The 13010-nt window shown below is 71.8% G+C and carries 1 protein-coding gene (cut by a window edge); it reads right to left on the reverse strand.

Annotated elements, in window-relative coordinates; translation table 11 throughout:
- Positions 1-34: 34 nt before the first annotated feature.
- Positions 35-13010, reverse strand: the final stretch of a protein-coding gene (locus ANAE109_RS11900) for an Ig-like domain-containing protein (RefSeq protein WP_041448300.1). 25055 nt of this gene lie beyond the right edge of the window; 12976 of the gene's 38031 nt are visible here — the last part of the coding sequence; its start codon lies beyond the right edge, outside the window; the stop codon is at positions 35-37.

Here is a 13010-nt window from a genome sequence, read left to right on the forward strand (position 1 = left end):
GATTCCTTCGAGTCGGACCCGTCGAACCGGAACGTCACGGGCGCCTCCGGATCAGGAGGCGCCGCCGTTGACGCCTGCGTCGGCGTGGGGCTCGCGGCTGAGAGGAGAAGCAGCCGGGCCTCCACGCGCAGTCGGGGTCGTTGCAGTCCACGAGACCGTCCGAGTCGTCGTCATTGCCGTCATCGCAGCGCTCGGGAGGGCTCGCGCGGACGTTCAGGATCAGCTCACCGGTCTCGCCGCTGTAGCTGTCGGCGACGATCGCCACCCGCTGGCCGGCCTGTAGCATATACGACAGCGCCGACCTGTAGTTTCCGCCTCGGTCGTCGTCGCACGCCAGGACCGAGCCGTCGCACTGCCCGCTACGGATCGTGAGGGTCGAGTCGAACGTCGAGCCCATCGTATCGAACCAGTAGGTACCGGTGCTGGGCGCGACCCACTCGTACACGAGCTCCGGGCCCGCGCTGCTTCCGCAGGTCGAGCTGGAGATCCGCGAGGCGGCAGGGAGTCTCGCGGCGATCCGGACGGGGACGCCCACGAGGAGCGGAGCGTCCGGCACGGCGGAACAGAAGCTCTCGCTTCCGCCGCTCGCACCCCCGCAAGCGAGATCGGGCGAGTGCGTCGCGTCGCCGTGCTGATCGACGTAGCCGTCGCGATCGTCGTCGAGGCCGTTCGAGCAGACCGGCGCCGTCGAGGGATCCGCCTCGAGGTCGTCGGCGGGCGACTCGCACCCCGGATCATCAGGCCAATCCGTCCAGCCGTCCCCGTCGTCGTCCGCGCCGTTGGCGCACGCCGCGACCGCGCACCGATATGCGCCTGCATCATCCGGGAGGCACGTGGACCCGAGGCAATCGACGCTGCCGGAGGAAGGATCGCACGACGCGCCTATCCCGAGCCGCAAGGTGGATGGCAGGATGTGGAGCACGAACGGCCCGTAGTCGCCGTACTCCCCATCCACGATGACGGCGACCGTCTGCCCGGCCTCGAGCGCCGCGTGGGTGATCGAGGTGAAGCCCTCGTCGGGACCGCCCGCGTTCGCGTCGCACGCGAGCTCGCGCCCTCCGCAGGTGAGCTCGCGGACCGACACGATCGTGTCCATCTGCGATCCGAGGGTGTCGAACTGGTAGACGCCCGCCGCCGGTGCGGTCCACTGGTAGACCCTGTCCGGCGCAGCAGATCCGCGGGCTCCGCACGTCGCGGTGAACGCGTCGGTTCCGCCGGAGAGCGTCGCTCCGGCGACGGTAATCGGCAGCGCCAAGCTGCCGAGAGCACCGGAGATGGGGCTCGAGCAGAACGCCTCGCTGTCGCCGCTGGCTGCGCCGCACTGCGGATCGGCCGGGTAGTCGATCAGCCCGTCCCCGTCGTCGTCCCGTCCGTCCGAGCAGGCGGTGACGACGGCCGAGTCCTCGCTGTTGTCGTCCGCGTGGGCGCAGCCGGGATCGTTCGGCCAGTCCGTCTTGCCGTCGCCGTCGTCGTCCGAGCCGTTGCTGCACTGCGGGTACCCGCAGCGGTGCGCTCCGCTCGTGGTCTCGACGCACTTCATCCCGGTGCCGCACGTGACCGAGAACGCGCCCGGCTCGCACAGCGCGCCCTGAGGTAGCGTCGCCGAGGTGAGGGTCAGGTTGAGCTGATAGGCGCCTGCGGCAGTCGGCCTCAGGCCGTCCACGATGATCGCGAGCAGGCGTCCCGCCTGGAGGGACAGGTACGTCTGGCTCGTGTAGTTCGTGCCGTTCCAGCCGTTGTAGGCGGAGCACGAGACGAACGATCCCGTGCAGCTCGCGTCCCGGACGCGCAGCAGGGTGTCGAACGAGGAGCCGGCCGTGTCGATCCGCCACTGGCCGGTGTACGGGACCCGCCACTCGAACACGCGGTCCGGACCGTCTGCGCTGTACCCGCAGCTCGCATCCGCGGAGAACGCATTCCCCCCGCCGATCGTAGTTCCGCGGATGGTGACGGCGAGCGTCTCGTCCGCCAGGACGCCGGCGACGATCGAGCCGCAGAACTCCTCGCTCGTCCCGGAGGCCGCGCTGCACTGAGCGTCGGTCGTGTAGTCCGGGTTCCCGTCGCCGTCGTTGTCCGCGAGATCCGAGCAGACAGGCGCCGTCGTCGGGTCCGTCTCGTCGTCGTCACCGGGCTGGGTGCAGCCCGGCTCTTCGGGCCAGTCCTTCAGGCCGTCGGCGTCGTCGTCGAGTCCGTTCGCGCACTGGGCGAGCCGGCACCGGTACGCGGCGTCCGCACCGGCCTCGCAGAAGCCCGCTTCGCAACTGAACGCGGTCGAAGCCGGATCGCACGGCTCCTCCGGACCGAGCCTGCCCGCGACCTGCAGCACGTCGAGCACGAACGTGCCCTGCCGGACGGATGCCGAGTCGCTGCCGTCGACGACGATGGCGACGGTCTGGTTGGCGAGGAGCGGGACATCCACTCGCGGCTGGGCGCCGGTGCTGCCACCACCGCACGCCAGCTCGCTCCCGGTGCACGCGCCGTCGCGCACGGACACGACCGAGGTGAACGCCGAGCCGCTCGTGTCGATCCGGTACGTCCCGGTGCGCGGGGCGGTGAACTCGAAGATGCGCTCGGGCGAGGAGGCGCCGGTCCCGCATGCGGACATCGCGTTGTCGCCGCCGACCGTGGTGCCGATCACCCTGAACGGCGCCTCCGCGAGCGCTCCTGCGACCGGGCTCGAGCAGAACGCCTCGCTGTGACCGGCGGCCCCCGCGCACTCCCCATCGGCGGGGAAGTCCGTCGCGAGATCGACGTCATCGTCCACGGCGTTCGCGCACGCGGGGGGCTCCGCCGGATCGGTCTCGTCGTCGTCGCCCGGGTAGCTGCACCCCGGATCGTTGGGCCAGTCGGCGAGGGCGTCCTCGTCGCCGTTCGAGACTCCGTCCGCGCAGGCGGCCGCGCGGCACCGGTACGAGCCTCCCCCGTCCGCCTCGCAGATCCCGTTCTCACACATGACCGTCGGGGCGGCCGGGTCGCACGTCTCCCCTGCGCCGAGCGTGCCGGAGATCTGGCGGACGTCCAGGACGAAGTTTCCTTGCGACGGCGAGTAGTAGCCGTACCCGTCGATCACGACGGCGATCGTCTGCCCTGCCTCGAGCCACGCGTCGGCTCGCGCCGGCGACTCGAGGCTCGAGCTCGAGCTGCACACCACGAGCCCTCCCTCACACCCACCGTCGAAGATCGCGAGGCTCGTGTAGAAGCGGCTCCCGCTCAGATCGAACCGATATGCGCCGGTTCGGGGAGCCCTGAACTCGACGATCCGCTCGGGGGCAGATCCACCGCCGCAGGCTGCGAACGCCCTCGAGCCGCCGATCGTGGTGCCGAAGACGCGCGCCGGAGCGGACGCGACCGCGGCGAACGCCGGCGCGGCCTCGCAGAAGTGCTCGCTCGCGCCGGCTGCGCCTGCGCACGCCGTGTCTACGGGATGGTCCGTCAGCCCGTCGGCGTCGTCATCCTGCCCGTTCGAGCAGATCGCAGCCGCGAGTCCGGTCTCGTCGTCATCGCCCGCGAAGCTGCACCCGGGATCCTCAGGCCAGTCGGTCAGGCCGTCTCCGTCGCGATCCACGCCATCGGCGCAGGCCGCCGCGCGACAGACGAGGTCGCCCGAGGCGCTCGCCTCGCAGACCCCGTTCTCACACGCAAAGCCGATCGAGGCAGGATCGCACGCCTCGCCCGCGAGGAGGACCCCCGCGACCTGCTCGATGTCGAGGACGTAGTTGCCCTCGCGGACGGCGGACGAGTCGTTGCCGTCGACCACGACGGCGACGGTCTGGTGCTGGACGAGCGACACCTCGATGGCGGCCCGCGAATACCCCTCGGGCGAGTAGCTGCCGCTCGTCGCGCAGCCGAGCTCGGCGCCGTTGCACGTTCCGTCCAGCACGGCGAGCACCGCGCCGAAGCCGGACGACGCGGTGTCGAACCGGTAGCGTCCGGTGCGCGGCGCGGTGAACTCCACGACGTGCTCGGCTGAGAGGGTTCCAGTCCCGCACGTCGTCCGCTCGCGGGAGGCGCCCTCCGTGGTTCCGAACACGCGCGCGGGCACCTCCGCGACCGCAGCGGCGGCGCCGCGGCAGAACTGCTCGCTCTGGCCGCTGGCGGCGGCGCAGCCGAGGTCCGCGGGGTAGTCGGCGGAGCCGTCCTGGTCGTCGTCGGTGTCGTTCGAGCAGATCGGCGCGATTGCCGGATCGGTCTCGTCGTCGTCCCCGGGGAAGCTGCAGCCCGGGTCCTCGGGCCAGTCGGCGAGCGCGTCCTCGTCGCCGTTGCTGACGCCGTCCGCGCACGCGGCCACGCGACACGCGTACCCGACGAGGAGGTCCTGCTCGCAGAATCCGTTCTCACACCTGACGCCGGTCGAGTCCGGATCGCACGCGGCGCCTGCCGGCAGGAGCCCGGCGATCTGCTCCACGTCGAGGACGAAGTTGCCCTGGTAGTCCGAGTACCAGTTTCCGCTTCCGTCGACTACGACCGCGATCGTCTGCTGCGCCGCGAGGCGTACGTCGAGCGCGGCCCGCGTGTAACCTGCCGGCGAGTAGCTCCCCGAGTTGGTGCACGCGAGCTCCGGTCCGGTGCAGCTCGCTTCCCGGATCGAGAGCAGCGTGTAGAACGACGACGCGCTCGTGTCGAACCGGTAGGTCCCGGCGCGCGGCGCGGTGAACTCCACGATGCGCTCGGGCGTCGCATTTCCCCCGCACGAGCTCACCGTGCTGTTGGGACCGCCGATGGTCGTCCCGGCCACGCGGGCGGGCACCTCACCCACGGCCCCGATCACGTCTGCGGCGCAGAAGCTCTCGCTCCTGCCGGCGGCCGAGGCGCATTCGGGATCGAGCGGATGGTCGATGATCATGTCTCCGTCATCGTCCCGCAGGTTCGAGCACGCCGGGGTCGTGCCCGGGTCGGTCTCGTCGTCGTCGCCGCGCGAGCTGCAGCCAGGGTCGTCGGGCCAGCCGTACTTGCCGTCGCCGTCGGCGTCGACCGCGTCGGCGCAAGCCGCGGCGCGACAGCGGTACGAGCCGCTCCCGCTGCTCTCGCAGAAGCCGTCCTCACAGGCGAGCGTGGTCGAGAACGGATCGCACACGGAGCCGGCTGCCTGGAGGCCCGTCAGCTGCGTCACGTCGAGCGCGTAGTTGCCCTGGCTGTTCGAGTCGAAACCATCCACGACGACCGCGACCGTTTGGCGGGCGCCGAGCGTGAGGTCGAGCCGCGCACGCGAGGTGCCGTCGGACCCGCTACCTCCAGACGCCGTGCAAGCGAGCTCGGGCCCGTCGCAGGTACCGTTCCGCACCGACAGCGCCGTCGGGAACGCAGACCGCGAGGTGTCGAACCGGAACGTTCCCGCGGCCGGCGCGGTGAACTCGATCACGCGCTCCGGAGCGCCCGTGCCGTAGCCGCAGGTCCCCCTGGCGCTCGGCCCGCCCGTCGTCGTTCCCCATACCACCCCCGGGACGTCCGCGAGCACGCCCGCGACCTCGGTCGTGCAGAACGCCTCGCTCTGCCCGCTGGCCGCGGAGCACCCCGAGTCCTCGGCGAAGTCGATGAACGTGTCGCCGTCGTCGTCGTCCGTGTTCGCGCAGATGGGCGCGCTCTCCGGATCGCGCTCGTCGTCGTCGCCCGGGAAGCTGCAGCCAGGATCCTCCGGCCAGTCCACGAGCGTGTCGCCGTCGTCGTTGCTGACGCCATCGGCGCAGGCGGCGGCACGGCAGCGGTAGGCGCCGTCGACGCCGAGCTCGCACGCTCCGTTCTCGCACATCAGGGTCGTCGAGCCGGGGTCGCAGGCCTCGCCGGCGGGCAGCAGTCCGCTGGCCCGCGTGACGTCGAGCGTAAAGTTGCCCTGAGCCGGGCCGTAGTAGTCGACCCCATCCACGATGACCGCGACCGTCTGATGCGCGTCGAGCGGGACGGCGAGGAGCGCGCGGTAATCCCACTCGGGCGAGTAAGTGCCCGACGTGGTGCAGGCGAGCGGCGCACCATCGCAGGTCGCGTCGCGCACCGCGAGCAGCGTCCTGAACGTCGACTCGCGGGTGTCGAACCGGTAGACCCCCTTCGTCGGCGCGGTGAACTCGATGACGCGCTCCGGCGAGGCCGTGCCCGTGTTGCACGCCGCCTGTGTCTTCGGGCCGCCGAGCGTCGTCCCGATGACCCGCGCCGGCACCGCGGAGAGGGTCCCGGCGACGTCCGTGGCACAGAAGGTCTCGCTCTGCCCGCTCGCCCCCGCGCACTCGAGATCGACCGGATGGTCGACCCGCGTGTCGCCGTCGTCGTCGTGGCCGTTCGAGCACACGGGCACCGTGGAAGGATCCGCCTCGGCGTCGTCTCCGGCATACGCGCAGCCGGGGTCGTCCGGCCAGTCCACCTTGCCGTCTCCATCGTCATCGAGGCGGTTCCCGCACGCCGCGGAGCGGCAGCGATTCACGCCGTCCGCGTCCGCCTCGCAGAAGCCCTCCTCGCACGCGAGGAACCTCGAGGTCGGCTCGCAGGCCTCGCCAGGCCCGACGAGCCCGGACGTACGACTCAGCTCGAGCGTGTACGTGCCGCCGGCGCCCGACGCGCCGTCGATCACGATCGCGATGCGCTCGCCCCGCGTCAACGTGAGCGACGTGGAAGTGTTCCCGCTCGCGCACGCGCCCGCCGCGTCGCACGCCTCTTTCCGGACCGACCAGTACGGGAGGAAGCTCTTGCCGGTCACCTTGACGACGTACGTCGCGGTGCTCGGAACGGTCCATTCGTAGACGTGGTCCCCCGAGCTCGTCGCGTAGGTGCACTGCGTCGCGAAGCTGCTCGGCGCGCCGCGCGTGTTGCCCCAGACGGTCAGCGGCAGGGGGCGTCCGCTGAGCACGCCCTCGAGCGGCGTCGAGCAGAACGACTCGCTCCCGCTCGCGGCAGCACCGCAGCCCGAGTCCACGCCGTAGTCCGCGAGGCCGTCACCGTCGTCGTCCACGCCGTTCGCGCAGGCGGGCGCCGCGTCCGGGCCGTCCTCCGAGTCGTCGGACCGGTCGCTGCAACCGGCGTCCGCGCGCCAGTCGATCGCGCCGTCGCCGTCGTTGTCGACGCCATCCGAGCACGCGGCCTTCGCGCAGCGGTATTCGCCCGTGGTGCCGTCGAGCCGGCAGACGCCGCCGCTCGCACACATGATGGTGCTCGACCCGGGCTGACACGTCGTCCCGAGTCCGAGTCGGGCCCAGGCGATGGACATGGTCGGCTCGTTGTTGCAGGGCGGGGTCGCGCAGGAGGGACCGACGAACATGCGGGCGCCAGCGGACAGGTTCTCCATGGCGCCGGAGCTCGCGCACGCGAGCGCGGTACCGCACGACGGGCTGTACGAGAGGTAGTCGTAGTATCTGAGCCCTGCCAGCTGGACGCTCTCGACGTCACCATCGAACGGCAGCGAGAGCCAGGTCCCCACCTTGAACGGACCGTAATAGCTGGTGCACGGGTTCGAGAGCTGCGGCGAGAGGGTGCCGTACAGCGGCCGGAGATCGCCGGTCGGCTTGAGCTGCACGGGCGCCGCGCAGCTCAAGCCGGTCCCCGCAGGACGCACGGGGATGTCGCGCGCGACCTGGCCGGTGAGGCCGGGCTTGTCCGTCACACGGAAGCCCAGGTGCACCGTGCCTTCGGCGGCCGGCGTGAACGTCAGGTCGCTCGGCCAGCTCGTCACGTCGACCGCGGAATAGGCGAGCGCCCCGTCTGCCAGGAGCTCGAGCTTGAACGGTCGCTCGTCCCAAGCGCTTCCGGCGAGTCGGGTCGTGGTGCCTGCGACCAGATAGTCGCGCCGCTCCGACATCGACACCGATGGCGGCTGGTTCGCGTACGGATAGTAGCTGTACGACGACGTCCCGCTGGCGCCGAAGACGTCGAGCGCCTCGGCCGACACGAGCACGTTCCCGGACGCCGGGACGACGTACTCCGCGCAGAAGCTCTGACAGTCATCGTTCGAGTACGAGGTGCGACAGCTCGTCATCGCGCCGGCGAACGGGATCCCGTCGATCGTCACCACGATCGACGACACCTGGTTGTCGTCCCTCGCGGTCGCGCAGAAGGTCTCAGGGTATCCGCGGATGACGCTCCCGTTGGGAGTGTTGAGGGACAGCGTCGGCGCAACGTTCGGCTTGAGGCGCAACGTGAGCGTCCGCTTCGACGAGTGTCCGCGGACGTCGATGGCCTCCGCCTCGATGAGGCGAATCCCATCGGCCTGCTCCACCAGCGAGGGGACGCGGTACGAGCCGGACGCCGAGAACGACGAGTAGTTGGAGGCGCCATCGAACCGCGCCACCTCGGTGCCGCCGTCGCGGATGACCAGGATCCGTCCGTCGTAGTCGGGGGCGGGGTCCGAGGCGCTCGCGTACAGCCCCACGAGCGCGCCCTCCGCGACGGCGAACGACCCGTCCGCCGAAGCGTACGCGTTCTGCACGTACAGGTTGGTGATGTTCGGGGGGAGCCCGTCGGACTGGACCGTGTAGGTCCTCTCGACGGGAGCCGACGTGGCGCCCGTCGAATCGACGGCGATCGCCTTCACCCGAACCGTGGTGCCGACCGCGCTCGCGGGCAGCACGAGCGTGTAGGCGGCGCTGGCGGACGTCCGCCCCTCGCCCGACGTCGCCACGAGCCGGTCATCCACGTACAGGAGGACGCGCAGGATCGCCTGGCCCGTGACGCTGGCCGAGAGCGCGTTGTTCCAGGGCGCCCTCAGGTCCGTCGCGTTCGCGGGCGAGAGCGTCGGCGAGGGCACCGCTGCGAGGGTCGGCTTGAGCGTGATGGCCGCGGTGGACTTGGACGCGGTCCGTCCGAGCGCGTCCGTCACCTCGGCGGTGATCGGCTGGAGCTCCTGGACGGCGACGACCGGCATCCGGACGTCACCCGCGAGGCACAGCCCCGAGCTCGGCGTGAGCGTGCCGAGGATCCGGGTGCCGAACCGGGCGAGCGCAGTGAAGGGGCCCACGCCCGACGCGGTGCTCGTGCGGCAGACCTCGACCCTCACCGCCTCGCCCGGATAGACGGTCAGGCTGTTCGGCGCGAGCGTGATGGAGCTCAGCGTGAACGCCGCCGGCGACGGCGCGACGACTCGCAGCTCCGTGGCCGCCGAGAGCGCCGTCGCGCCGGTGGAGGACCGGCCCCGGACCTGAACGCGGACGACCGCGCCGGCCGGCGTCCGCACCGGAACGAACCAACGTGAGCGCGGCGCGACGTCCGCGCTCCCTGGCGGCCTCACCGGGAACACCTCGTCCATCCTGCCGACCACGCGCCCGTCGACGAGGAGCTCGAGGTCGTAGCGCACGCCCGAGGAGGCGATCGCGATCTCGAACGACTTGCCGGCCGCGATCTCGCTGCCGTTCGCAGGCCCGAGCAGCGTCACGGTGGGCGCCGCGGCCGCTGCGCTGGGCGCCAGCGAGTGGAAGACGAGGTCCGTCCCATCCGCGACGGCGACCAGTCCGCCCGGGATCACCGCTGCGTCTCGCGCGGCGGTGGCCTGCAGCGAGGCGACGCGCAGAGGGGTCGTGGGATCCGTGAGATCCCACAGCTCGACCGCTGTCAGCTCGCTCACCACGGCGAGCCGCCCGACGAGCCGGATGCGCTGCACGGGGCCGGCCGTCGAGAAGGCCACGAGTGGAGCCGGCTCCGCAGGATCGGCGACGTCGAGCGTGACGAGCTGGTTTCCTCGCCCGGCGACGGCGAGCGTACCGGAGAGCCCGACCGCGTCGGCGGGCACCGACGAGAAGCCGACCTGCGCCAGCGCGCCGGCCGCGTCGACCGCGACCATCGCGAGCCCCGCGGACCCGAGCCCCACGATGGCGTGCTCACCGTCCCCGCTGACGTCGACCAGCGGCTGCCCGAGGCCGAGCTTCGCGCTCGCGCTCACGTCCGGGAGGACCGCCGTCTTCACGTCGGAGCCGACGATCGCCCAGAGCCGTCGCGGGGACGCGTGGAACCGGATCACGCTCCCGAAGGAGCTCAAGGCCGTGTTCTCGGTCGTCTTCGCCGTGAACGTCCCGTCGGCCTTCTCGGCAGACGCCCAGAGCCGTCCGGCGTCGAGGTAGTAGACGTCCCTGCCGACGATCTCGACCTGCTGCACGGTCGGTGCGGTCCCGCCGATGACCTTGTTCGTCGCCGCCGGCGCCGTCGGATCCGCCACGCCGACCCGCGTCACGCCGTATTGACCGTTGGCGACGAGCGCCCCTCGCCGGAACGCCGCGACGCCGAGCGCCCTCTCGGAGAGCGTGACCCGCCCGAGCTCGGCAGGAGGCGAGGTCGGGCCAGCCGACAGCGACCTGAGCTCGATGCCCGCGGGCGTCGCTGCGAGCAGCACTCCGGCGCTCGCGACGACGTCACTGGCGTCGATCGCCTGCGTCGCGACGACCCTCCCATTCAAGGGATCGCGAACGTCGACCACGCGCAGCGTCCCGTCCTGACAGGCGACGTATGCGTGGCCATCGTCGACGGCGAGCGCGCGGGTTCCCGAAGGCAGCGCCACGGTCGACAGGCTCGAGTAGCTGTTGCTGCCCTGGACGATCCCGCCGAGCTGGACCCCGGTGTCGCTGCCCACGACGAGGAGATCGCCCGCGAGGTCGGCGTCGCGGCCAGCGGCGCTCGTGGAGAGGGTGACCTGAGCGAGGCCGCCGTCGTTCGCGCCGACGACGTACAGCGTGCTACCCGCCACGAAGACGCCGGGGCCGGAGGACCCGACGACCGGTGAGGAGTACGAATAGCTCGTGCTCGCGACGGGAGCCGTAGGGTCGGTGAGGTCGACGCGGTAGGACCAGCCGCCGCGCGTGGCCAGAATGACCCCGCCGCCTGCGCCGATGCGGGTCCAGTCGTTGCCGTCGGCGAGCGCGCCGACCTTCCTCGGATCCGAGGGATCCGAGACGTCGACCACGTCGATGCCGGTGGACCGCGCCACGAGGAGCAGGTCACCGAGGACGGCGATGTCCCGCGCCGATGTCGTGGCGTACGTGCCGACGTGCTGCAGGGACGGCGCCGGGACACGCTGCAGGAGCGCGATCTGGACGCCCTGCCCCGTCAGCGCGAACACGTGCTCGCCGCGCAGCTCGAGGCGGAACGCGCCCGCGAAGGTGCCCGTCGCCGTCGCCGTCGGTGCCCCAGCGACCGCTGGCGTGCCGACGAGGAGGGTCCTCGTCCTCGGGACGGCCGTGTTGCCCGAACGATCGGAGGCGGTCGCCTCGAGCGTGTACCGTGCGCCCGCGAGCGCGTCCGCCGGGACGTCGAAGACCAGCGTCGCGCCACCCTCCGCGAGGGTCACGCCGCCATCCGCCCTCGGCTTGTCCAGCAGCTGCACGGACACGCGCTCGAGGCCGACCGCGTCGCTCGCGACGGCCGTCGCCGTCACACGCGTCCCTGGCGACACCGTGATGGAGGTAGTGCCGGTGCCTGCGGGATCACCCGGGTCGACCTCGAGGGCCGAGATGGTGGGCGGGGCGGTGTCGTCCGAGCTGGCGAAGGACGTCGTGCCCTCCCCTGAACGTCCGTCGAGATCGTTGGCGACCGCCTTCACCTCGACGGTCTTCCCGCCAATCCCCATCGGCACGAACACGCTGCCGAGATACGGCGGGAGAGGGAGCAGCTGCTGCAGGGTCCATTCGGCCTGGTCGGTCGGCTTCGCGTAGATCCGGACCTCGCGGATGCCGAACCCTGACGTGACCGTCACCTCGACCGGAACGAACGTCCCCTCGAACCGCGTCACGGGGCCGAGCACGGCCACCGTCACGGCCGGGCCTCCCGGCGTCAGGTCGTCGCGCACCGTGACGGTGCGGGTCGACGCGGGGCCGCGCCTGCCCTGTTCGTCGATCGCGACCGCCTGGAGCGTGAACGTCGTGTCGGACCCGACGGCAGGAGCCGTCAGCTCCGCCGCGATCGCCGGCGCGTCCGCGACCACCTGCGTCGCGCTCTCGATCAACGTGTACTCCACCCTCGCCACGCGACCCGGCTCGGCCGGGATGGCGGCGATGGAGAGCGGCGTCCCCTCCAGCACCGTGTCGGCGCTGCGGAGCTCCGCGAGGGCGGGGCCCTCCGTCGAGGAGACGAGCGCGACGCTCGCCTGCGCCGTGGCGACGTGCCCGGCGAGGTCGCGGACGCGGAGGACGACCTCGGCGCTCGTCCCAGCCGCAGGCAGGTCCGCGTAGGACGGCAGGCGCGACTCGAGCGTCTCGACGATCCGGCCATCGACCAGCAGCTCGGCGGTGTAGGCGTCACGCGGATCCGGATCGACGACGGACGCGGACAGCGCCACCCGCCCGCCCGCCGGGGCGGACGCCGGAGCGGAGAGGCTGACGGACGGCGCAGCCGTCCCGAACGCGAGCCGCAGGTGCGCGTAGCCGTCGTCCTGCGAGACGAGCACGTCCGAGGCCCCAGCCACGGGAGCGCCGGACAGCGCGGGGAAGAAGCCAGTGACGCCCGGCACCTCGCCCGCCCCGGCGCGCACGACCGAAAGGCCGTCCGTACGCGCGGACATCAGCCATCCGCCGCGCGCGACGGCGCGCGCAGGATCCGCGCCGAACGTCGAGCCGCCGTCGATCCGGAAGTCGTCGAACGTCGCGTACGCGGTCTGGTTGGCCGTGTACGAGCTCGTCGCGAGGCCGACGTACAGCGGGTCCCCCAGCGCGATGGTCTGCGTCGTGCCCTGCTGCGTCCAGGTGACGCCGTCGTTCGACCAGTAGCCGGCCAGCGAGTTGCCCGAGCGGGTGACGCGCAGCCACTTCGCGCCGCCCATCCCCACGCTGTTGCTGCTGCCGGTGCTCTGGTTCAGCCCCGTCCGGTACAGCAGCTCGGTCGTGCCCGTCGGACGGACGAGCATCGAGAGGTGCGGGCTTCCAGCCCCGAGGTCCTTGCGGACCATGAGGCCCGCCTTCGTGGAGGCGTGGACGCTCGTCAGCGAATCGACGCGCACGTCGACCGTGAAGTCGCCGCGGACCCTCTGCCACAGGTACGCGAGCTTGTCGGACGTGTTGTAGATGTCACCGCCGTTCGCCTCCAGTCGCACCGCAGGGCTCGTCAGCGTCGGAGCC

Source organism: Anaeromyxobacter sp. Fw109-5 (assembly GCF_000017505.1).
Lineage (GTDB): Bacteria > Myxococcota > Myxococcia > Myxococcales > Anaeromyxobacteraceae > Anaeromyxobacter.